Origin of the sequence: Pseudomonas sp. TMW22091, from assembly GCF_022496705.1 — a bacterium.
In the GTDB taxonomy this organism is placed as follows: domain Bacteria; phylum Pseudomonadota; class Gammaproteobacteria; order Pseudomonadales; family Pseudomonadaceae; genus Aquipseudomonas; species Aquipseudomonas saxonica.
In genome coordinates, this window is record NZ_SCFI01000005.1 from 134,041 (window position 1) to 156,964 (window position 22,924).

General features: G+C 56.9%; 22 protein-coding genes. 8 read left to right on the top strand and 14 right to left on the bottom strand.

The window, feature by feature from the left end; all coding sequences use genetic code 11:
• Window positions 1-29: 29 nt before the first annotated feature.
• Both EQV93_RS11655 and cbpA read right to left on the bottom strand, forming a co-directional pair.
• Window positions 30-347, bottom strand: a complete 318-nt coding sequence (locus EQV93_RS11655) for a chaperone modulator CbpM (protein WP_122785036.1) — start codon at window positions 345-347, stop codon at window positions 30-32.
• A 2-nt stretch (window positions 348-349) separates the two neighbouring features.
• The gene (gene cbpA, locus EQV93_RS11660) at window positions 350-1,261 is read right to left on the bottom strand and encodes a curved DNA-binding protein (RefSeq protein ID WP_122785037.1); all 912 of its coding nucleotides are present in this window, start codon (window positions 1,259-1,261) and stop codon (window positions 350-352) included.
• A gap of 278 nt (window positions 1,262-1,539) precedes the next feature.
• Here cbpA and EQV93_RS11665 point away from each other — a divergent pair, with 278 nt between their 5' ends.
• A complete protein-coding gene (locus EQV93_RS11665; protein WP_122785385.1) occupies window positions 1,540-2,805 on the top strand; it encodes an Hsp70 family protein in 1,266 nt (421 codons plus the stop codon).
• Window positions 2,806-2,990: 185 nt separating this feature from the next.
• On the opposite strand, the gene EQV93_RS11670 is transcribed toward EQV93_RS11665, so the two are convergent.
• Window positions 2,991-4,001 carry an AI-2E family transporter gene (locus tag EQV93_RS11670; RefSeq protein WP_122785038.1) on the bottom strand — a complete coding sequence of 337 codons (1,011 nt, stop codon included), beginning with the start codon at window positions 3,999-4,001 and terminating at the stop codon, window positions 2,991-2,993.
• A gap of 107 nt (window positions 4,002-4,108) precedes the next feature.
• Complete coding sequence (locus EQV93_RS11675) at window positions 4,109-4,390, bottom strand: PsiF family protein (RefSeq protein ID WP_122785039.1); 282 nt, start codon at window positions 4,388-4,390, stop codon at window positions 4,109-4,111.
• A gap of 169 nt (window positions 4,391-4,559) precedes the next feature.
• Between EQV93_RS11675 and EQV93_RS11680 the strand changes: the two genes are divergently transcribed.
• Complete coding sequence (locus tag EQV93_RS11680) at window positions 4,560-5,090, top strand: ferritin-like domain-containing protein (protein WP_122785040.1); 531 nt, start codon at window positions 4,560-4,562, stop codon at window positions 5,088-5,090.
• A gap of 185 nt (window positions 5,091-5,275) precedes the next feature.
• Here the strand turns inward: EQV93_RS11680 and EQV93_RS11685 are convergent, their stop codons facing one another.
• Window positions 5,276-7,342, bottom strand: coding sequence for an AsmA family protein (locus EQV93_RS11685; protein ID WP_240891615.1), 2,067 nt, complete (start codon window positions 7,340-7,342; stop codon window positions 5,276-5,278).
• A gap of 255 nt (window positions 7,343-7,597) precedes the next feature.
• On the opposite strand from EQV93_RS11685, the gene EQV93_RS11690 reads away from it, so the two are divergent.
• The 6 genes from EQV93_RS11690 (at window position 7,598) to EQV93_RS11715 (ending at window position 11,858) form a co-directional block, all read left to right on the top strand.
• Entirely contained in the window at window positions 7,598-7,870 is a 273-nt protein-coding gene (locus tag EQV93_RS11690) for a hypothetical protein (RefSeq protein WP_122785042.1), read from the top strand.
• A 106-nt stretch (window positions 7,871-7,976) separates the two neighbouring features.
• A complete protein-coding gene (locus EQV93_RS11695) occupies window positions 7,977-8,609 on the top strand; it encodes a TetR family transcriptional regulator (RefSeq protein WP_122785043.1) in 633 nt (210 codons plus the stop codon).
• Between the two features lie 162 nt (window positions 8,610-8,771).
• Window positions 8,772-9,272, top strand: coding sequence for an urease accessory protein UreE (ureE, locus tag EQV93_RS11700; protein ID WP_122785044.1), 501 nt, complete (start codon window positions 8,772-8,774; stop codon window positions 9,270-9,272).
• The gene (locus EQV93_RS11705; RefSeq protein ID WP_240891616.1) at window positions 9,269-9,943 is read left to right on the top strand and encodes an urease accessory protein UreF; all 675 of its coding nucleotides are present in this window, start codon (window positions 9,269-9,271) and stop codon (window positions 9,941-9,943) included. Before ureE ends, EQV93_RS11705 begins: the two co-directional genes overlap by 4 nt.
• Before the next feature lie 9 nt (window positions 9,944-9,952).
• Entirely contained in the window at window positions 9,953-10,561 is a 609-nt protein-coding gene (gene ureG, locus EQV93_RS11710) for an urease accessory protein UreG (RefSeq protein ID WP_122785046.1), read from the top strand.
• Between the two features lie 163 nt (window positions 10,562-10,724).
• Window positions 10,725-11,858 carry an AGE family epimerase/isomerase gene (locus EQV93_RS11715; protein WP_240891617.1) on the top strand — a complete coding sequence of 378 codons (1,134 nt, stop codon included), beginning with the start codon at window positions 10,725-10,727 and terminating at the stop codon, window positions 11,856-11,858.
• Window positions 11,859-11,982: 124 nt separating this feature from the next.
• Here EQV93_RS11715 and EQV93_RS11720 read toward each other — a convergent pair whose 3' ends face one another.
• The 9 genes from EQV93_RS11720 to amaB all read right to left on the bottom strand — a co-directional run bounded on the left by EQV93_RS11720 (window position 11,983) and on the right by amaB (window position 22,879).
• The gene (locus EQV93_RS11720) at window positions 11,983-12,888 is read right to left on the bottom strand and encodes a cation diffusion facilitator family transporter (protein ID WP_122785048.1); all 906 of its coding nucleotides are present in this window, start codon (window positions 12,886-12,888) and stop codon (window positions 11,983-11,985) included.
• Between the two features lie 69 nt (window positions 12,889-12,957).
• Window positions 12,958-13,725 (bottom strand): SDR family oxidoreductase, encoded by a 768-nt coding sequence (locus EQV93_RS11725; protein WP_122785386.1) that lies wholly within the window; start codon window positions 13,723-13,725, stop codon window positions 12,958-12,960.
• 708 nt (window positions 13,726-14,433) lie between these two features.
• Window positions 14,434-15,150 (bottom strand): ABC transporter ATP-binding protein, encoded by a 717-nt coding sequence (locus tag EQV93_RS11730; RefSeq protein WP_146384751.1) that lies wholly within the window; start codon window positions 15,148-15,150, stop codon window positions 14,434-14,436.
• Window positions 15,147-16,040: an ABC transporter ATP-binding protein gene (locus EQV93_RS11735; protein ID WP_122785050.1), complete on the bottom strand. Its 894-nt coding sequence runs from the start codon at window positions 16,038-16,040 to the stop codon at window positions 15,147-15,149. The genes EQV93_RS11730 and EQV93_RS11735 overlap by 4 nt, the downstream gene beginning before the upstream one ends.
• Window positions 16,037-17,320 (bottom strand): high-affinity branched-chain amino acid ABC transporter permease LivM, encoded by a 1,284-nt coding sequence (gene livM / locus EQV93_RS11740; RefSeq protein WP_122785051.1) that lies wholly within the window; start codon window positions 17,318-17,320, stop codon window positions 16,037-16,039. Before livM ends, EQV93_RS11735 begins: the two co-directional genes overlap by 4 nt.
• 2 nt (window positions 17,321-17,322) lie before the next feature.
• The gene (locus tag EQV93_RS11745; protein ID WP_122785052.1) at window positions 17,323-18,237 is read right to left on the bottom strand and encodes an ABC transporter permease subunit; all 915 of its coding nucleotides are present in this window, start codon (window positions 18,235-18,237) and stop codon (window positions 17,323-17,325) included.
• Between the two features lie 169 nt (window positions 18,238-18,406).
• Window positions 18,407-19,543 carry a branched-chain amino acid ABC transporter substrate-binding protein gene (locus tag EQV93_RS11750; protein WP_122785053.1) on the bottom strand — a complete coding sequence of 379 codons (1,137 nt, stop codon included), beginning with the start codon at window positions 19,541-19,543 and terminating at the stop codon, window positions 18,407-18,409.
• Window positions 19,544-19,883: 340 nt separating this feature from the next.
• Complete coding sequence (gene amaA / locus EQV93_RS11755; protein WP_240891618.1) at window positions 19,884-21,167, bottom strand: L-pipecolate oxidase; 1,284 nt, start codon at window positions 21,165-21,167, stop codon at window positions 19,884-19,886.
• Between the two features lie 221 nt (window positions 21,168-21,388).
• On the bottom strand, window positions 21,389-22,879 hold the full coding sequence (gene amaB / locus EQV93_RS11760) for an L-piperidine-6-carboxylate dehydrogenase (RefSeq protein WP_122785055.1): 1,491 nt from the start codon (window positions 22,877-22,879) through the stop codon (window positions 21,389-21,391).
• Between the last annotated feature and the right edge of the window lie 45 nt (window positions 22,880-22,924).

The window sequence follows — 22,924 nt, forward strand, 5'->3', positions numbered from 1 at the left end:
AGCTCCCAGCCTGCGGCAGCGACTCCATGTCAGTCACGCGTGGCGTTGCCTACAAACCGCCCCAGTCGTTGTTTGAGACGCTGGTTCTCGGCGCGTAACTGCTGCACCTCCTCGATCAGGTCCAGCGCCAGGGCGACGCCTTCCCACTCAAGTTCCAGGTCTTTATGCAGCTTGGCCGCACGTTTTGCGATGAGCAGCTCATAGTCTTCAAAACGCCACGCATCCGGAGCGTGGCCCTGAGGTTCGATAATTCCGTGTTCGACAATCTCTATCACGTAAGTGGCCGGGATATTGGCCTCTTCGCAGAACCTTTCCATGTCCAGCTGAACGATCAGGGTGTTGCTCATGATCAGTTACTCCATTGGGCTCTCGGATCAAATGCCGCTTTGTCGGCGAGTTCTTGCCACAAGGCTTTGGTGGCCTCGTCGCTTTCTTTGGGCATGACCACTTTCAATTGGGCATACAAATCACCGCGCTGGCCTTTCTTGTCCACCAGGCCATGACCCTTGATGCGCAAACGATGACCTGTCTGGCTGTCAGGGCGCACGGTCATCATCACTTTGCTGGTCAGAGTCGGCACAGGCACTTTGGTACCTAGCGCGGCTTCCCACGGTGCGACCGGGACTGTGATGATCAAATCGTGACCTTCCACATCAAACTTCGGATGCGGCGCGAAACGAATGATCAGGTATAGATCACCATTGGCTGCGCCGCCTGCACCCGGTCCGCCCTGGCCTTTGAGACGGATGCGCTCACCATCTGTAACACCGGCCGGGATCTTCACGTTCAGGGTTTTGCTGACACCGCCAATCTGGAAGCTGATCGGCTTCGACTCACCCGACAGGGTTTCTTCAAGGAAAATCGGCAATTCCATCTCAACATCCTGACCGCGTCGGCCTGCACTACGGCCAGACTGGCCACCAAAACCGCCTCCGCGCGACCCGAAGATCGAGCTGAAAAAGTCTGAAAAATCGCCAGCGTCTTCGAAGCCACTGCTGGAGTGCCCCTGCCAACCAGGCGGGCCCTGAAATGGCTGACCATGCTGGCCATATTTGCGAATTTCGTCGTACTCAGCCCGTTTTTCGGGGCTTTTCAGCGCTTCATACGCCTCGTTGACGTCCTTGAACTTCTCTTCGGCGTCTTTTTCTTTGCTCACATCAGGGTGGTATTTGCGTGCGAGCTTGCGATAGGCGGTCTTGATCGCCTTGTCGTCCGCCGTGGGCTCGACACCCAGGATCTTGTAATAGTCTTTGAAGTCCATGTAAGGATCACCATCCGTTATCAAAAACGCGCCGCTCAGCGCCCAGAATGCTCGGTTTGACTGGTCTGTACATTGACCGACCTCAACCCTGTGACCGTGCAGCGCTGCGAAAATGTTCGATAGCCCTGAAGCTACCACGCCAATGTCTGGAAGTTTGGGGACAAAGGATAGTCTTTCAAGAGGATTAAAACCTGCGAATTAGCGAATGTTCGCACTTCGGTTCTGTGAGCGTCTGACATACACTGCGCGGCCGTTTTTTTAACCGGAACATGATCGACATGAAAAGCGCCACTCCAGCACGTGCCTGCGGCATCGACTTTGGCACGTCCAACTCCACCGTCGGCTGGCTCCGTCCAGGCGTGGAAACCCTTATCGCGCTGGAAGACGACAAGATCACCCTGCCCTCCGTGGTGTTCTTCAACATTGAAGAACGTCGCCCGGTGTATGGCCGTCTGGCGCTGCATGAGTACCTGGAAGGCTACGAAGGCCGCCTGATGCGCTCGCTCAAGAGCTTGTTGGGCTCCAAGCTGATCAAACACGACACCAGCGTTCTGGGCACGGCCATGCCGTTCAAGGACCTGTTGGGCCTGTTTATCGGCCAGTTGAAACAACGCGCCGAAGCCACCGCCGGTCGTGATTTTGAAGAAGTGGTATTGGGCCGCCCGGTATTTTTCGTCGATGACGATCCTCTGGCCGACCAGGAAGCCGAAAACACCCTGACCGACGTGGCCCGTGCCATCGGTTTCAAGGAAGTGTCCTTCCAGTACGAACCGATCGCCGCCGCTTTCGACTATGAGTCGACCATCGAGCGTGAAGAGCTGGTACTGATTGTCGACATCGGCGGTGGTACGTCCGACTTCTCGCTGGTACGCCTGTCTCCTGAGCGTCGCGGCATGGACAACCGTCAGGACGACATCCTCGCCACCGGCGGTGTGCACGTTGGCGGTACCGACTTCGACAAACAACTCAGCCTGCAAGGCGTGATGCCGCTGTTTGGCTACGGCAGCCGCATGAAAAGCGGTGCTTACATGCCCACCAGCCACCATATGAACCTGGCGACATGGCACACCATCAACTCGGTGTACTCGCAAAAATCCCAGTTGGCACTGGGCAGCATGCGCTACGACATCGAAGACACCAGCGGGATCGACCGCCTGTTCAAATTGATAGAACAGCGTGCCGGTCACTGGTTGGCGATGGAAATTGAAGAAACCAAAATCGAACTGACCCACAACGACAACCGCCATTTACCGCTGGATCGGGTAGAGGCCGGGTTGAGCGTTGATTTGAGCCGTGTGATGTTTGAAGCCGCCATCGACAACCAACTGGAGCGCATCCGTAACAGCGTGACCCAGTTGCTGAGCAGCGCCGGTGTGGGTGTCGAGCAAGTCGACACCGTGTTCTTCACCGGGGGTTCGAGCGGTATTCCGGCGTTGCGCCAGAGCGTGTCGGCCATGCTGCCAAACGCCCGCCATGTTGAAGGCAACATCTTCGGCAGCATTGGTAGCGGCTTGGCGATTGAAGCTAAAAAGCGTTACGGCTAAAAGCCCCTCACCCCAGCCCTCTCCCAAAGGGAGAGGGAGCTCGATTTGTGTGTGTTACAAATCTGCTTTTAGCCTTAAGTCCCCCTCCCTCAGGGAGAGGGCGCTCGATTTGTGTGTGTTGCAAATCTGCTTTTAGCCTTGAGTCCCCTCTCCCTCCGGGAGAGGGCTAGGGTGAGGGCAAGGCGTTACACCAACTCCAACTGCTTCAACTCACTCTTCAAATACGCGTAGTAGATCGGCCCAGCCACCACGCCCGGCAGGCCGAAGGCTGCTTCAAACACCAGCATGGCCAACAGCAATTCCCACGACTTGGCACTGATCTGGCCGCCAACGATTTTGGCGTTCAGGAAGTACTCCAGCTTGTGGATAACAATCAGATACCCCAATGCCGCCACCGCCACCCAGATCGACAACGACAGGCCGACGATAGTGATCAGGGTGTTGGAAATCAGGTTGCCGATCACAGGCAGTAACCCCAGCAAAAAGGTCAACATGATCAGCGTCTTGGTCAGCGGCAAGTGCACACCGAACAGCGGGAGCACCACGGCCAGGAAAATTCCGGTGAACACGGTGTTGAGCAAGGCGATCTTGATCTGCGCAAACACAATATTGCGGAACGCTTGCACCAACAGGTGAAGGCGATCAAACATCGCGGCCGCCAGCGGCTTGCGTCGACTGATATCAGGGATGCGCTGCAACGCAATGATGGCTCCCAGCACCATGCCGATCAGCAACGTCACAAACATGTGCGCCGCATCTTTGCCGACCAGTTGCAAGTCACTCAAATGCTTGTTGGCCCATGCCCCAATGGCGATACGGAACTCGGCGGCACTGGCCGGCAAATAGCTGTCCAGAAACGGCGGCAGTTGCCCCCGCGCCCGGTCGACCACGGCCATGAACTTGTTCAGTGAGGCCCCCGGGTTTTCTGCCTCATGCAGTAAAAAGCTGATCGCTCCCGCAAAGATCAACGCCAACACGCTGACCACCAGTGTGCCCAGCAGGGCCACGGCCAACCAGCGCGCCCGGCGCCCGGCAATCAGGCGCTGGAGTTGCGGCGTGAGCATGTTGACCAGCTCGTAAACCAGCAAACCGGCCAGCAAGCTGGGCAATAGCCTTAATGGAAAAACCAGCAATAAGCCGATAGCAATAATGATGTAACTGGCCAACAGGATGTGACGCTGGGAAAACGATGGCATACAGCCTCAAAACGGGCAGCGCGAAAGGATGGGCAGTCTGCCAGCCTTCGTCCGGCAGCACTACACAATGTGACGGTTGGCGAGCAGCCCCCCGCAGCCACTCACGGTTATTTTTTCTTCAGACACTCACTCATGAACGTTTTACGTGCATCACCTTTGAGCGCCTGAGTGGTGGCAGTGGCATTGCAGGTTTTCATTCTTTCTTGCGGCGTGCTCGGCTTGGCTTTCAGGCAGGCACTCATAAACGCTTTGCGCTCATCGCCCTTGAGGGTTTTAGCGCTGGCGTCAGCGTTGCACGAAGTCATTTTGTTTTGTTGGGAGGTGTCGGCAAAACTGTGGGAGCACAGCACCAAACCCATCAGCAGAAAAGGAACACGCAACATCTTCATGGAGTTTTCTCCTTAGGGCCGCACCGAATGGCCGCGGACTTAACAGCAGTGTAGACAAACTCTGTTACTTGCCACTTCGATAAAACTTTCTGCTCGCGCTGAACTCACACCCTATGAACCGACGTTGCCTACAGAGCGATGCGGCAACCTGATGAGTGAGGAGATTGAAATGACCGACATAAAACTGTCCGATAAACAAACCCTGCGCGATCGTGCCCGCAAGAACGTCGAAGAAGGTGCCGTGACCCCTGGCTACAGCGCTGACCGCGAAGAAATCATTCGCTTGCTTAACGAATCGCTGGCTACCGAGTGGGTGTGCGTGCTGCGTTACAAGCGTCATTACTTTATGGCAGACGGAATCAAAGCCCACGTGGCGGCGCAAGAGTTTTTGGAACACGCCAATCAGGAAATGGAGCATGCCGACAAGCTGGCTGAGCGCATCGTGCAATTGGGCGGCGAGCCGGAATTCAATCCTGACCTGCTCTCCAAAAACTCCCATGCACAGTACGTCGCGGGCAAGAACTTGAAAGAAATGGTGTATGAAGACCTGGTCGCCGAACGCATTGCGGTCGACAGCTACCGCGAAATCATCCAGTACATCGGCGACAAAGACCCCACCACGCGTCGCATCTTCGAAGAAATCCTGGCTCAAGAAGAAGAGCATGCTGACGACATGGCTGATCTGTTGAAAGGTCTATAAACGCCACCCTCACCCTAACCCTCTCCCAGAGGGAGAGGGGACAGGCTTGTGGTGTAGTGAATATCTGCTTTTGCCTTTAACCCCCTCTCCCCTTGGGAGAGGGGGTTAATTTTTGCCGTCACGCAGCTCTGCCTTTGCCTTTTAGCCCCCTCTCCCTCCGGGAGAGGGCTGGGGTGAGGGGCGGCTTACTTCACCGTCTTCGGCACTTTACCCTGCTGCATTTGCTGCAACAGTGGCGCGCACTGGTTAGGCTCCCCGCCACTCGGCGCAATCAACGCCAACAAACCCGCCGCAGGCCCGGCTATCACACCCAACGCCACCATCCCCGCACCACGCAACAGCAAAGGCACCGCTTGGACGCCAGCGGACGGGTTGCCGAATGTGCCGCGCACATACAAGGGCGAGCGCAGCGAAAACACCCTGAACCCCTTCGATTCAGGTGTGATCTTCAGATCCAATTGCTCTGTCGCAAAGTTGGCTGTGCCATCGATGTAAATAATCGCGTTCTCTGTATCGAACACAAACAACTGGGTAGTCGCCAGGCCGTCCTTGATGCCGAAATCCGCGGCTGCGCAGTTGATCTTCACGTCTTCGTCACCAAAGATCTTGCCCACCACGTAGTTGCCCACGTTCAACCCGGCGATTTCCATCAGGCTGCGGCTGATGGCACCGTCGTTGATGATCATCTTCAAGCCACCATTGGCCGTGCCCAGCAATTTGGCCACTGAGTTGCCGCGCCCAGAAAGATGAGCATCGCCATTGAGCTCGCCAAAGCTGGTTTTCATCGGTTCAAACGTCGGGAACAACTGCTTGAGCTTGAAGTTACGCGCTGTCAGCTTGGCCCGCCCTTCCAGCGGAGTACTGCGGCCATTGAGGCGGATTTGCGCATCCAGCTTGCCACCCGCCACGCCGAAACGAAGGGGCTCAAGGCTCAACTCACCGTTGTTCAGCACTACATGGGTGAAAAGATCGGTAAACGGCAAGTCGGCACTCTGCACGATACGCTTGCCGGTAAACTCCACATCGGCGTCCATGTCGCGCCAGCGCTCAGTGCGGAACTCCTCGACAGGTAACACTTTGCCCGCAGGCTGTTTACTCGCTCCGCCTCGGGCTTTTTGCTTTGCGTTGCTATCGGCGCCAATCAGCGGAGCCAAGTCAGCCATCAACAATTGGTTGGACACCAACTTGCCGGACAGCTTTGGCCGTGGCTGTCTGGCCGCGTATTTCAGGTCACCATGAATATCGCTGCTGCCAATCTTGCCGTTGAAGTTTTCATAGGTGAACACGGCACCACCCGGTTCATGCAACTTGGCGATCAGATGCCCATCAGTGGAATAAGGTGGCGAATCGGGCAAGGTCACACCCGTCAGCGGATAAAGGTTGCTCAAGCTGCTGCCTGCCAGCTTGAGGCGTAAGTCCAGAGCGCCCAGATTGAGCGGGTCAGTCAGCGTACCGGCCAAGGCCACCTTGGTGTCCGCAATGCTGACCTGCGCTTGCAGCGGGAACGGTCTGGACGCGTCCTGTAACGCCAGCAAACCGCCAATTTTGCCAGTGCCATTGAGTTTCTGGCCGTGGTATTCGCCGTTCACCTTTAAGGCAAAGGCATAGTCTTGCGGCACAGCACCCTGTTCCTGAGCTTTTTTCGCTTCCTTTTCGCCGACGATGTCACTAAACGGGATCGGCTTGCCCAGAGGATCGATGACCACATCCAACCGGGCCTTCAAGGTTTGATCGTTTAAGGTTACGTGGCCTTTATCGAAGCCAATCGCCCCAATATCCACCGTCCAGTCTGAAGGTTTGGCATCGGGATCTTTAGGGTCGAAGGTAAAGGTCCAGTTGGCCCTTCCATCAGCCAACCGTTCAAGGTTGGCACTGGGTTCTGTCAGGTCGATGCGCGGGATGGCCACCGTCTCGGTCAATAACGCCAGCGGTGACACGCGTGCCTCAACTTTCTTGAGGCTGGCCATTTGCGGGTTTTTCGACCACTCGGGATTGCCCAGGGTGATGTCCTCAGCGATCACATGGGGCCACGGCACCCACGCCCGCCAGCCTCCCTCACCCTCTTCGCGCTGCCAGCGCACGGCCAGGTTGCCATTGATGGCAAAGGGGCGATGGAGAATGTCGGACACTTTGGTGTTGAGGGTGGGCTTGATACGGTTCCAGTCGAAGGTCGCCAGGATCACCACCAGCACGGCCACCAACAGGAAGAAAATACCGACAACCCAAGCAAGGGTTTTACGGGTGCGCGTCATATCACGACTCCTTTCATACAACTGAACGTCCTTATTAAGACGCTATTAAGGTACGACTGACAAACCGGGCTCAAGGTTTAACCCGAGCTTAACTTTCGTAAAAAAACTTCCAAAAGCGGCGCAGTAGAGCGGTTGAGCCTGGACAATCAATTTTGTTGATTATCACCATTGGCCGTATGAACTTTGATCTTGAGGAGGCAAGCGTAGCATTGGCACCCTACCTACTTGATTGAACTGCTACGGAGTACCCTCATCATGAAACGCCCAGTATTGTTTGGCCTGAGCCTGTCACTGCTTGCCTTTAACGCCTTTGCCATGCCAGCCGAAGACGAACCCACTCCCATGGTACAGCCTGCCTCCAGCACCTTGAGCCAGCCTCTGAACCCAATTGCCGAAGACGGCGCCCAACGCACGCTGGATCAGCAAAACCGTGTCGCCGAAGATGGCTACGACCGCACCAAAGGCAGCACCTTCGTGGCTGAGGGTGGCGCTGATCGTCTTGCTGAAAGAAATCAACGTGCGAGTTAATACCGACGCCAGCGGCCACCAGGCTTATTGAGCAACACAGCGTTCGACGTCATCAAAGCCGATTTGCTAGAGTGCGCCGCTGTACTTGTCTGGAATACCAGCCCCGATGCTGCCCCGCGCCGAACAGAAGCAACAAACCCGCCTTGCACTGATGGACGCTGCCCGCCACTTGATGGAATCGGGACGCGGCTTTGGCAGCCTGAGCCTGCGTGAAGTCGCCAAAACGGCTGGCATTGTACCCACCGGTTTTTATCGCCATTTCAGCGACATGGACCAGCTGGGCCTGGCACTGGTCAGCGAGGTCGGTCAGACCTTTCGCGAAACCATTCGCCTGGTGCGCCACAACGAGCTGTTCATGGGCGGAGTGATCAACGCCTCGGTGCGTATTTTTCTCGATGTGGTTGAAGCCAACCGCTCTCAGTTTCTGTTTCTGGCCCGCGAGCAATACGGTGGCTCACAGCCAGTTCGCCAGGCCATTGGCGCCCTGCGCGAAGACATTACGCTGGATTTGGCCACTGACTTGGGCTCAAAACCCAAATTGCGGCATCTGAATCATGCTGGCCTGACCGTGATTGCCGATCTGGTGGTTAAAAGTGTGTTCGCGGCCCTGCCCGATGTCATCGACCCGACCGGTGAGACGTTGCCCGATTACTTGCAGCCTCAGGCCAAAATCAGTCAGCAACTGCGGTTTATCTTTATCGGGCTCAAACATTGGCAAGGTCTAGGAAGCACCGAATAACCCCACGGCGCACCTTGCTGGTGCGCGAGCGCGCTAATTACGCACCAGATTTGACCTTGTCGCACCCTTCTGAGGCTTTTTTCCTACACATTTACGGCACACCACCGGGTTGGCGCGGCCTTTGCTCTGTTCAAGGCATTGTCATTCGCAGGAAGCCTTCCGATGTTGGTGATTCATCGCAGAGTCCAACCCCACCCCGTGTGGAGCGCCGAGTTACACCTGCACTTCGAAGCCCGCAGCAAAAGCCGCCTGCGCTGTTTCAGCAGCGACGGCGAAGATGTCGGCCTGTTTCTTGAGCGCGGTCAATCGCCTTTGCAGGACGGCGAATTTCTTCAAGCTCAGGACGGGCGTATCGTGCGCGTTTGCGCCAGCCCCGAAAAACTGCTGCACGTCACGTGCCGCAATGCCTTTGAACTGACACGCGCCGCTTATCACCTGGGCAACCGCCATGTCGCGTTGCAAGTGGGGGATGGTTGGCTGCGCTTGCTTGATGACTATGTGCTCAAGGCCATGCTTGATCAGTTGGGCGCCCACACCGAAACCATCGACGCCCCGTTTCAACCGGAGCATGGCGCGTATGGCGGCGGCCATCATCATTCAAGAGCCGGTGAAGAAGACTTCAACTATGCGCCGCGCCTGCACCAGTTTGGTGTGCGTTTGTGAATCCGGCCTGGGCGCTGCTGCGATTGGCCAGTCCCCAGTTGCCGATTGGCGGTTATAGCTATTCCCAAGGGTTGGAAATGGCCGTCGACAATGGCCGAGTAGTCGACCCGGTTACGGCCAGCCGCTGGATCAGCGATCAATTGCTGCTCAATCTGGCGCGCTTTGAAGCGCCACTGTTGCTTGCGCATTGCCAGGCAGCGGCGGACGAGGACTGGGAGCGCTTGCAGCGCTTTTGCGACGAACACCGTGCCAGCCGCGAAACCCGGGAGCTGCATCAGGAAAGTCGACAAATGGGCTATTCCTTGCAGCAACTGCTCACGGGACTGCCCGAACTGGACGACCCCGCCCGACTGTTTCTCAACCAACAATGCGAGCCACATCTGGCCCTCGGTTGGGCCTTGGCGGCGCGCGCTTGGGGTATCAACCCACAAGATGCACTGGCAGCCTGGCTGTGGAGCTGGCTGGAAAACCAATTGGCAGTGCTGATGAAAACCTTGCCACTGGGCCAACAAGCAGCCCAGCGCATGACCAGCGAGCTGTCTCCCGCATTGCAGCTGGCTCAACAACACGCCAGCCGTCTCGATATGACCCACATGGGCAGCGCCGCATTTGGCCTGTCATTGGCGAGCATGGCCCATGAGCGCCAGTACAGCCGTCTGTTTCGTTCCTAGGAGAATGTCATGAACACACAACCTTTACGCGTCGGCATCGGCGGCCCGGTAGGCTCCGGCAAAACGGCCCTGACCCTGGCCCTGTGTCTGGCCTTGCGCGACAAGTACAACCTGGCCGTCGTAACGAACGACATCTACACCCGTGAAGATGCTGATTTTCTGGTGCGCAACGAGGCGCTCGCACCGGAGCGCATCATCGGCGTAGAAACCGGCGGCTGCCCACACACCGCCATTCGTGAAGATGCGTCAATCAACCTTGAAGCGGTTGACCAACTGAATCGGCGTTTTCCAGGTCTGGATCTAATCTTGGTGGAATCGGGTGGGGATAACTTGTCCGCGACCTTTAGCCCGGAGCTGTCGGACCTGACCATTTACGTGATTGACGTGTCGGCCGGCGACAAGCTGCCGCGCAAGGGTGGGCCGGGAATCTGTAAATCGGATTTGCTGGTCATCAACAAGATTGACCTGGCGCCACTGGTCGGTGCTTCGCTTGAGCTAATGGACAGCGACACGAAACGCATGCGCGGTGAAAAACCCTTTGTGTTCAGCAATCAAAAAACCGGTCACGGGCTGGAGACCATCGTGGCGTTTATTGAGCGTCAGGGTTTGTTGGTTTAATTGCGAACCTGTGGCTGCTGCCGCAGGCTGCGATAGGGCCCAGAGACCTTCACTTTTATTTAAAAGCAGGGTCGCTGCGCAACCCGTCGCAGCCTGCGACAGCGGCTACAAGTTTTGCGTGTATCATGTTGCGCAAACGCCCCAGCCGTGACGACGCCCGCCAATGCCCGATGTAGCCAGCACCACCTTTGCGCCTGAATTGACCGCCACCTTTGCGGCCGTGCAACAGCATTTCCGTCAGGTCATTGTGCCGCTCTGGCAAGGCCCCGGCTGGAATGCCGAACTGGCATTACCTTACGAGGCGCTCAGCCCCGAGCATCGGCCGCTGCCGCCCCAGCGCTATCGGGCTATGGCCTGCGCCCGTCAGCTCTATGTGTTTTCCAGCCTCATCGGCGACCCGGCCTTCCCCGCCGCTGCCGAGCGCGCGGCCGATTTGTTTCGCTCGCTGCAACGCCACTTTCACGACGCCGAGCACGGTGGCTGGTTCTACAGCATCGATCCTCAAGGGGCGCCGCTCGATACACGCAAAGACCTCTACACCCACGCCTTCATCATCTTCGCCTGCGCCCATTACTGGGCCAAAGTAGACGACTCGATTGTGGCGTCAGCCCTCAATGCCGCGTTACAAGTGGTTGCAGAGCGGTTCAGTGACGGCAAGGGCTTGTACGAAGCCAACCTTAATCAGGATTGGACCTCGCTGAACACCGGGCCGCTGCAAAACCCGCTGATGCACTTGGCCGAAGCCTTTCTTGCCACCTTGTCAGTGCGTGAGGATGAAACCGTGAAGGCCGCTTTGTTGGCACTGGCCGACGGGATGCAGCAGCGCTTTATTGAGCCTGTGCATAACGTGATGCTCGAAAAACCCTGTGGGGCTGTGGATAACTGGTTTGAGCCGGGGCATCAGTTCGAGTGGCTGTATTTACTGGAATCGTCGCCATTGCTGTGTTCAGGGGCTTTGCACGCGTCTCTGGATCGTGCGTTCGACTTTGCCGAGCAGGTAGGTGTCGATCTTGAAAGCGGCGCTGTGTGCGGGATGCTGGCGCCGGATGGCACGCTGCGCGATGGCACGCAACGCATCTGGGCTCAAGCCGAGTATTTGCGCGCCCTAACGTTGCGGCCGGACAACCTGACGCGTTTGCAACGTCAGTTGCAGGCACTGCAGCAGCAGTTTTTGCATGCTGGGGGCTGGTACGAGTGCCGAGATGCCGAGGGTAACGTCAGCCGCGAAGACATGCCGTCGACTACGCCTTATCACTTGGCGACGTGTTACAGCGGCTTGGCGCAGTTTTTCGGGTAAGGCAAACCCTCACCCCAACCCTCTCCCAGAGGGAGAGGGAGCTGATTTGCGCCGTAACACCTATCTGCTTTTGCTTTAGTCCCCTCTCCCTCCGGGAGAGGGCTAGGGTGAGGGGCTTACCGTCTCAAGTAATCCACTTGCGATCCCCGGTAAAGCTGATGGTCAGCCAGCGGGCACTGTCCCCCGGCCCCAACAGCGCAGAAATCTCTTCGCGCAGCGCATCCAGGGTGTTGATGCTGGTCAGGGCATAACCCCTTGGCAACACAATGTGGATTTCGATAAACCGCGCCCGCCCATGCTTCTGCACATAGGTTTTGTAACCCTCGAACCCGTGGCGCGCTGACATTTCTTCCAGCACTTCACGCACCTTGTCATCGAGCCTGTCCGGGGCAATGCCCAGCACGTCACGCAAGGCCGGCTTAAGGATTTTAAACGCTGGTGCCAACATGCTCAGCGCCAGCAAGATCAGAATCGCAGGGTCAACGTACGCCGCCCACTGTGCATAACCTTGCTGTTTCAATACCAGGGCCGTGACAAAACTTATCAACAGGCCCACCGACAACATGGCGTCCACCAGCCAACTGATGTTGTCGAACTGAATCAGAGTTGATTTGAGCTTGATGTTTTTGCGCCGTACCCAGAAGTAGTAGCCAAATTCGATCACGGTAAACACCGCCGCGTAGGCGATGACCAACCCCAGTTCAATATCACGTCCGCCATTGAGGATGCCGAACACACCATTGAGAAAGGCATAGATCGCAATCAATAACAGGAAGCTGCCTTCGATCAACAGCACCATCGGCTCAAGGTGCCAGAAGCCGAACTGAAAACGCTGATTGCTTTCTTTGGCGATCAATTGCGCCGTAATCAACATCAGCACTTTGATAAAGGTCGCGATCAGCGAGAAGAATCCATCAAACAGGATGGATTCTGACCCCGACATAAAACCCGTCACGATGCCGGCAACGGCCACCGCAAACATTAAAACAGTCGATTGCTTGAGCAATTTCTGCTCACCACGGTTACTCACACAAACTCCTTTCAACCCGGTTGAATGCGACCCCCTCAGGAGGCCGCGAGTGGGCTGCCAGGCGCGAGTTTACTCCTTGGCGTGACGTTCGATGGCAAAACCGCCCCAGGACTGGGTGACAGGCATCAGTTCAAGTCGGTTGATGTTGATATGCGCCGGGGTGTTGAGCACCCAGAAAATGGTCTCTGCAATATCTTGCGGCTGGATCGGCTCTGCCCCTTGATAGGTGGCATCGTAGCGCGCCTTGTCGCCGCCAAAACGCACCATCGAGAACTCGCTTTCACACAGACCCGGCTCAATGTTGCTGACCCGCACGCCCGTGCCCTGCAAGTCGCAACGCAGGTTCAGGGAAAACTGCTTAACGAACGCCTTGGTGCCGCCATACACATGGCTGCCCGGGTACGGATAGTTGCCGGCCACTGAACCCAAATTGATGATCCCGGCACCCCGGCCATAGGCAATCAACCGTGGCAGCAACAGACGAGTCGTGAAAATCAAGCCTTTGATATTGGTGTCGACCATGGTTTCCCAGTCGTCCAGATCGCACTTGGGCGCAGGGTCAGTACCCAATGCCAGCCCGGCATTGTTGATCAGCCCACGCAATTTGCTGAACGAGGGTGGCAAATTCGCAATCGCAGCCTCCATCGCCGCCCGGTCGCGCACATCCAGCACCAGACCGTGCACTTCGGTCTGTTTGGACAGTTCTTCACACAACGCCTTAAGACGCTCTTCGCGTCGCCCCGTCAGCACCAGTTTCCAGCCTGCCTGCGCAAACTTGCGTGCACACGCCTCTCCAAATCCGGAAGTCGCGCCCGTAATAAACAGGGTGGAAGTCATCGTGTTCTCCTTGGCTGGCGGGCTTTGGCCGCCGTTGAAATGGACACTGAGCAGCATGCCCCGACTGCGTTCCGGCAGCAACCCGGCCGCACTAAACGCCCCCAAACTGTACAAAAAATAACCAAGACCTTCGAACCCACGTTCTATATAGGCTGGAGCACTGTGCACTCACCTTATCCACAGGCCCGTCCACAGTCTTTGGGGGCAACTCAACAGGCTGCAAGCTTCTGTTTACACGGGGTGCAGAGAATTTTACCGGGGTTATGACTTGACCTTGATGCGACGATTATGCAGGCGCCCCAAAAAGGTGCGGCCGTCCAACCCTTATGAGATAGCCAGAAGCCAGCAATTACACCGTCTAGCGCATTCTTTCCAGAGTTTAACCACAGACTTATCCACAGGCCTTGGGAACATTTATGACGGGCTATATAACTGAATAAACCTGTTGACAAATAATCCCGGCGGCTTGACAAAAGTCACTGTACAAAAAACAGCCACACCTCTGAACGCCACATAAATAAAGGCCTGCAGCCAACTACTCCCACGTTACCCACAGGCACCTCCACAGCAAACGGGGACAAGTCAAAACGATGACAAAACAGCAATTTACAGCGGCTTTATGTCGCGCTTTAGTAGGGTTGCAATATTGTTTTCCACAATTTCAGGCGCGAAAAAAAAGCCCCTCTGAAGGGGCTTGTCTACCTGTCGTTAATGCCCGCCCAAATAGGCGTTACGCACTTCATCATTGCTCAACAGTTCCTTACCGGTGCCGGTCAAGCGAATCTCGCCGTTGACCATCACGTAGGCACGGTCTGAAAGGCGCAAGGCATGGTTGGCATTTTGCTCAACCAGAAAAATCGTCATACCGGTTTTCGCCAACTCCCGCAGGGTGCCAAAGATCTGTTTCACCACAATCGGTGCCAAACCCAGACTGGGTTCATCGAGCAGTAACAACTTGGGCCGGCTCATCAATGCACGGGCGATGGCGAGCATTTGCTGCTCACCACCCGACATGGTCATGGCCCGCTGGGCACGCCGCTCTTTCAACCTGGGAAACAGCTCGAACATACGCTGCATGTCTTCAGCGGCGTATTTGTCGCCAATGGGGATGGTGCCCATCAACAGGTTTTCTTCAACGGTCATGTCCGGGAACACCCGGCGTCCTTCCGGCGATTGAGCAATACCGTGAGAGGCAATGTAATGCGAAGACTTCTGAGTGATGTCCACGCCCTGGTAGAGAATCTGCCCGCCGCTGGCACGAGGTTGGCCAAAGATCGACATCAGCAGCGTGGACTTACCCGCACCGTTGGAGCCGATCAGGCTTACCGTTTCGCCCTCCTCGATGTGCATCGAGACTTTTTTCAGGGCCTGAATCGGCCCGTAGTGAACGTCCAGTTCCTTGAGTTCGAGGATCTTGCCCGTCATATCAGCTCCTCTTCGTCTGCGCCCAAGTAGGCGGCGATCACTTTAGGGTCGTTGCGAATGGCGTCTGGTCCGCCCTCGGCGATCACGTTGCCGTGGTCGAGTACGACGATATGGTCAGAAATGCTCATGACCATGCCCATATCGTGCTCAATCAGCACAACGGTAATGTCATGCTCATCCCGCAACAGGCGAATCATCCCGCTCAGGGCTTCAGTCTCTTGTGGGTTGAGACCCGCAGCCGGTTCGTCCAGACAGATGATCTGCGGGCGCGTGCACATGGCCCGCGCGATCTCAAGCCGCCGTTGCTGGCCGTAAGACAGTTCACCGGCCAGGCGGTTGGCACAGTCCACCAGGTCCACCACCTCCAGCCAGTAGAAGGCATGGTCGAGCGCATCGCTTTCGGCCTTGCGATAGCCTTTGGTGTTAAGAATGCCCGCCAGCATGTTGCGGTTGACCCACATGTGCTGCGCCACCAGCAGGTTTTCCAGCACCGACATTTCCTTGAACAAACGAATGTTCTGGAACGTTCGCGCCAGCCCCGCCCGATTAACCAGATGCGTGCCGCCGAACATTTTGTAATACAGCCGGCTGGCAAAGGCTTTGGGCGAAATGAAGTCAGTCAGCCTGAACGGTTCCCCCAGCAACTTGATCACGTTGGTGCAGGCACCCCGGGCATTGACTTCAATCCTACCGCCGCTGGCTTTGTAGAACCCGGTCAGGCAGTTGAAAACGGTGGTCTTACCGGCTCCGTTCGGGCCGATCAGGGCAAAGATCGAGTTACGTTTGACCTGAAGGCTTACATCACTGAGGGCCTTGATGCCTCCGAAGTGCATCATCAGTTTGTCAACGCGCAGTACGACCTCATCAGTGGTTTTGGCGAGTGTGGTCATGGCGCAACTCCTTTGCGTGGTTTAACCCCGACACGGCTGATGCGAATCAGGCCCCGCGGTCGCCAAATCATCATTAACACCATCAGCACACCAAACAGCAGCACCCGGTACTCGGCAAAGCTGCGCAGCAACTCTGGCGCAACGGTGAGCACAAAGGCCGCGATCACTACGCCCACCGTCGAGCCCATGCCGCCGAGCACAACGATCGCGAGGATCAACGCCGACTCGAAAAAGGTGAACGAGGACGGGTTGACGAAGCCTTGATAGCTGGCGAAAAACACACCTGCCAGTCCCGCTGTGGAGGCACCGAGGGTGAAGGCCGATAGCTTGACCAGCACGTGGTTCAAGCCCATCGAGCGGCAGGCAATTTCGTCTTCGCGCAGCGCTTCCCAGGCCCGGCCGATCGGCATGCGGGTCAACCGATGCTTGATGTAAAGCACCAGCAGCACCACCAGAAACAGCACGATGTAGATAAACAGGAATTTGATATTGGGGTTGTAGTCCAGGCCGAAGAACTCATGGAACGGCACGCCGCCTTCCTTGGCACGCCGACCAAACTCCAGGCCGAAGAACGTTGGTGAGGGCACAGGCATACCGTTAGGCCCACCGGTAAACGACAGCCAGTTGTTGAGCACCAGACGGATAATTTCGCCGAAGCCCAGGGTCACGATGGCTAGGTAGTCGCCGTGCATTCGCAACACCGGAAACCCGAGAATGCACCCCGCCATCGCCGCCGCAATCGCCGCCAGTGGCAGCACCGACCAAAACCCCAGCCCCAGATATTGATAGCCCAAAGCCAGACCGTAGGCACCGATTGCATAGAACGCCACGTAGCCCAAGTCGAGCAAGCCGGCCAAACCGACCACGATGTTCAACCCAAGGCCGAGCAACACGTAGATCAGCCCCAGAATCACCACGGTCAAAATGTATTTGTTGGCAAAAAACGGAAAGACGATCGCAATCACGATCAACAACGGAATGATCCAGCGCAGCCGCGATTTGTAGTCTGGCGGCAGCACATGCACACCCGAGCCGCTGGACTCAAAACCTTGAAGAACTTTCAGCCCCTTGGGTGTCTGCAAAAACAGGCTTAAAAGGAAACGCCCTACCATCACAATCGCTACCAGCCAACCGACCCGTGCCGGTTGCAAGTTGAAGCTGTAACCGTCGAGCACCACCCCCACGATAGGCCCGAACAGAATCAAGGAGATCAACCCGGCAAGGATCGAATCGACAACGCTTTTTTTGATATCAACCGGTTTATTAATGGCTGCAGACATACTCACACCTTCGCCACAAGAGGACGACCCAGCAGGCCTTGGGGACGGAAAATCAGAATCAGCACCAGCAGTGAGAAACTGAACACGTCTTTGTAGTCAGAGTTGACCAGGCCGGCAAACAGCGACTCGGACACCCCCAGAATGATGCCGCCTAACATGGCGCCGGGCAGAGAACCGATGCCGCCCAGTACCGCGGCGGTGAAGGCTTTGATACCGATGATAAAACCCGCATAAAAATCGAAGGTGCCATAGTTCATGGTAATCAGCACACCGGCCAATGCCGCCATGGCAGCACCGATCACGAACACGTAGGAAATCACCCGGTCCGTGTTGATCCCGAGAATGGAGGCCATTTTGCGGTCTTGCTGCGTGGCGCGGCACATGCGGCCCAGCTTGGTGTTCTTGATGATGTAGGTCAGCAACCCCATGCCGACGAAGGCTGCAACCAGAATGAAGACTTTGGTGTAGGTCAGTTGCACAAAACCCGTACCAATATCGACGCGCCATGCGCCGCTGAGCAAGGTCGGAACGCCTTGCTGGCGTGAGCCTTGGGCAATTTGTACGTAGTTTTGCAAGATCAACGAAATACCGATGGCACTGATCAGCGGTGCCAGTCGGGTGGAGTTTCGCAGCGGTTTGTAGGCCACGCGCTCAATCACCCAGCCATATACGCCGGTGACCACAACCGTGAAAATCAAGGTGCCCAACATCAGCAGCGGGAAGGATTCGATACCGAAATATGCCAGCAGAGCCAGACTGATTGCCGCCAGATAAGCAGAAATCATGTACACCTCGCCATGGGCGAAGTTGATCATGCCAATGATGCCGTAGACCATTGTGTAGCCGATGGCGATCAGGCCGTAGACAGACCCGAGGGTCAGACCGTTCAGCAGTTGCTGCAGGAAGATACCGTCCATAACGCAATCTCACACAGGTGAGCCTTTGCGCAAACCCAGACCTGCCACACCGTCCGCAGACAGTGTTGGCAGGTTGGAACAAGCGCGACTCTTGGAAAAGATGACAGGTGAGGCCGATGAACCCTGAGACTGATCGGTAGCCAGGTACCGATCAGTCGAGGGACTCATCTCACTTCTGTTTTTCCAACTGGTGATACTTGCCGTCTTTGTCCCACTGGTACACCACGTAGTCAGAGACTTTCAGGTCGCCTTTGCTGTCCCAGGCTTTTTCACCCATCACCGTTTTTACCGGGTTGGCTTTGAGCCATTTGGCAGCATCCTCGCCCTTGTTGGACTTGGCGCCATTGAAGGCGTCTGCCAATGCTTGAACCGACGCGTAGGCATACAGGGTGTAGCCTTCAGGTTCAGTGCCGGCTTTACGGAACGCATCCACCACTTCTTTACTCTCTGGCAGCTTGCGCGGGTCTGCACCGAAGGTCATGTACACACCGTCAACGTATTGAGGGCCGCCAGCGGTGGCTACCAATTCATCGGTTACCACACCATCATCGGACATGAACTTCACGTCTTTGAGGCCCGCTTCTCGCAGTTGACGCACCAACGGGCCAGCCTCCGGGTGAAGGCCCCCGAAGTACACGACATCAGCGTCTTTGGAGCGGATCTTGGTCACCAGAGCGCTGAAGTCTTTTTCGCCCCGGGTCAGGCCTTCTTCAAGAATGGGCTTCACGCCACGCTTGGTCAGTTGTGCACTGGTGGCATCGGCCAAGCCTTTGCCGTAGGTGTCCTTGTCATTGATCACAGCTACTTTCTTGCCTTTGAGCACGTCGACGATGTAATCCCCGGCCACGACGCCCTGCTGATCATCGCGCCCACACATGCGGAACATGGCGTTCAAACCGCGCTCGGTAACTTGCGGGTTGGTTGAGCCCGGTGTAATTGCAATCACACCCGCCTCGTCATACACCTCGGATGCCGGGATGGTGTTCGACGAGCAGAAATGGCCGACAACGCCAATCACCTTGTCCTGATCGACCAGACGGTTTGCCACCGCCACAGCTTGCTTTGGCTCACAGGCATCGTCGCCTGCGACCAGCACAATTTTTTCACCGTTAACCCCGCCCTTGGCGTTAATGGCATCTGCCGCCGCCTGCGCACCCTTCATGTACTGCTCACCAAATGCTGCGTTGGCGCCGGTCATGGGACCTGCCACACCGATTTTCACATCAGCCTGAACAAACGAAGAAACGCCCAGCGCAGCAGCCACTGCGAGGGCTAGAAAACCTTTTTTGTAGAACATCTGCGACATGAGGTGGTGCTCCTGAGGTTTTGTTAGATGGCACATCGACTTCACGTAAAGCGCAGAGCAAGCCGCGTGCCATTGGTTTTTTATTCTCAAAAAAGCGTTTGTTTCAGGGGGGTGCAGGCGCCCTTGGTGCCCGTTCATCAGGCGTGCAACCGTCTAAACCGGGGAAGCTAAAACCACGCATTGATGATCGGTCAAACCCGCCACATCACGGGTTTCACCCCATCCGGACTGCACTGTGCTGCGAGGTCGTAACCGACGGCGTCACCGAACTGCACACTCTCGGTGCGACACTGCTACAAGGCGCACCTTTTTAAGTGAGTGGTTAAACGAACAATCAGTCTCAAATCACAATCCGTAAACACTGACCCGCGTGATACAGCGAAAACCCGACTTCGTACAAACAGCTGCGCAGGGCCGTGCCAGACAGTGGCCGCATGGGTGTGAAGGGAATCGGCAGCATGCTCGCATCGCCATGGCACAGATAGTCGGCAAAGGCTTTGCCGACCACACTGCCGGTGGTCACGCCGCGCCCGTTGTAACCGGTGACTGCCACTAAACCGGGCGCGGGCTCGAATAAACGCATCAGGTGATCAGGCGTGAACGCGATACAGCCCGTCCAGGTACATTCCCACTCCACGCCTTTCAAGTAAGGGAAATAGTGCTGCTGAACGCGGTCGGCCCAAGCTTTGAGAAAGCACGTGGGTTTTTGATTGCCATTGCCCAGACTGCCCAGCAATAAACGCCCTTCGGCATCGCGGCGAATACTGCTGAGTACCTGACGGGTGTCCCAGGAACCTTGCCCACCCGGCAGAATGCGCTTGGCACAGTCATCGGTCAGTGGTTTTGAGGCGACCTGGTAGTAATACCCGGGGAAGAAATGACGCCGCAGATCGGTCCATTCGCCTTCGGTGTAGGCATTGGAGGCCAATACCACCTGTTCGGCATTCACCGCACCGCGCGCGGTTTGAACAGACCAGCGCTGGCCCTGACGTTCCAGCCCGGTGACGGGGGAGTGATCGAACAGGCGGCCGCCCAGATCACTGGCGGCCTTGGCCAGCCCCGAGGTGTAGGCCATGGGATTGAGCGTACCGGCGCGACGGTCCAGCAAGGCGGCGGCTATTTTCGGCGTGCCGGTGGCCGCTTCGCAGGCGGCCCCTGTGAGTAATTCAACGGGTGCGCCGCGACGTTTCCATTGCTGTTCCCGACAGCGCAAGTCTGCTTCACCCTTGGCATTGTGGGCCATGTGCAAGGTGCCTTCGCGTCGCAGCTGACAGTCGATGGCGTACTTGTCGATCAGGCTGAACACCAGCGCCGGGGCGGCGCCGAGCATGCGATTGAGCTGGCTGCCGACCGCCTTCCCAAAGCCGGCTTCGATGTCATCGGGTGCGATCCACATACCGGCGTTGACCAGTCCTACATTGCGTCCCGAACCGCCATGGCCAGTGCGATGGGCCTCGAGGACGCACACCGTCTTGCCTTGTTCGAGCAAATGAATGGCGGCTGACAGGCCGGTAATTCCGGCACCAATGACACAGACATCGACCTTGAGTTCGCCTTTGAAGGCGGTGGCTTGAGGTCGTTGTGGCGTGAGTGTTTCCCACAGACATTGTTCGCGTAAAGACATTGCCAAGCTCCAGAAATGAAACCCAACCACGAGATCAAAAGCCCCTCACCCTAGCCCTCTCCCAGAGGGAGAGGGGACTGATTTACGGTGTTCTTGAAACCGCGTGCGGTCAGCTCCCTCTCCCTCCGGGAGAGGGGACTGATTGGCGGTGTTCTTGAAACCGCGTGCGGTCAGCCCCCTCTCCCTCCGGGAGAGGGTTGGGGTGAGGGCAAGGCATCACCTCAATCGAACGTAATCCCCTGCGCCAGCGGCAGTTCAAGCGAGTAATTGACGGTATTGGTCTGACGCCGCATATACCCGCGCCACGCATCCGACCCAGATTCGCGACCGCCTCCCGTTTCTTTTTCGCCCCCAAACGCACCGCCAATTTCAGCACCGCTCGGCCCAATGTTGACGTTGGCAATCCCGCAGTCACTGCCCGTAGCCGACATAAATTGCTCGGCCTCACGCACATCGGTGGTGAAGATGCACGACGACAAGCCCTGCGGCACGGCGTTATTCAGACGCACCGCCTCGGAAAAATCGCTGTAGCCGACAACATACAAAATGGGCGCAAATGTCTCACTGCACACCACTTCGCTCTGCTCCGGCATTTCCACTATCGCCGGGGCCACGTAGTAAGCATTCGGGTACTGATCAGCCAGCTGGCGCTCACCGCCAAATACCCGCCCACCTTCGCTCAACGCTTGTTCCAACGCATCGCGCATGTTTTCAAAGCTGCTCTTGTCGATCAGCGGCCCCACCAGATTGCCTTCCAGCGGATGACCAATACGGATTTTGGAATACGCAGCCTTGAGCCGGGTGACGATTTCTTCTTTGACCGACTCATGGGCGATCAAACGGCGCAAGCTGGTGCAGCGTTGACCCGCCGTGCCCACGGCGCTGAACAGAATGGCGCGTACAGCCATATCCAGATCGGCACTCGGCGCCAGAATCATCGCGTTGTTGCCACCCAACTCCAGAATGCTGCGAGCAAAACGGGCAGCGATTTTGGGTGCCACTTCGCGCCCCATCCGAGTGCTGCCCGTCGCACTGATCAGGGCTACACGCGGGTCATCGACCAAGGCTTCACCGGCGTCGCGACCGCCAATAATCACTTGGCTCAAGTACGCAGGCGCACCTTCAAAGGTGTTTAACACACGATCAAACAACGCCTGACAGGCCAGCGCGGTCAGCGGAGTCTTCTCGGACGGTTTCCAGACCACGGCGTTGCCGCACACCAGCGCCAGCGTGGTGTTCCACGCCCAGACCGCCACCGGAAAGTTAAACGCGCTGATCACCCCGACCACGCCCAGCGGGTGCCAGGTTTCACGCATATGGTGGCCCGGACGCTCCGAAGCGATGGTCAACCCATAAAGCTGGCGCGACAGGCCGACCGCGAAGTCGCAGATGTCGATCATTTCCTGCACTTCACCCAGCCCCTCCTGAGTGATTTTGCCCGCCTCCCACGACACCAGCTCGCCGAGGTCGGCCTTGTATTCACGCAGCAAATCACCAAACTGACGCACCAGCTCGCCACGGCGCGGGGCCGGCACCTTGCGCCACAGATCAAAGGCATGCTCGGCACGGGTAACATGCTGCTCGGCTTCGGCCGCACCCTCCCACTGCACGACGCCTATCTGGCTGCCATCGATGGGCGAATGCACGGGTTGTTTGCCCTGTTGGTACAACGCAGGGTTGACTCCTAAACGATCCAGCAATGCAGCAACCATGGGTCACTCCTCAACTCAATAAACGGAAACTCTGGCCATTAGTTG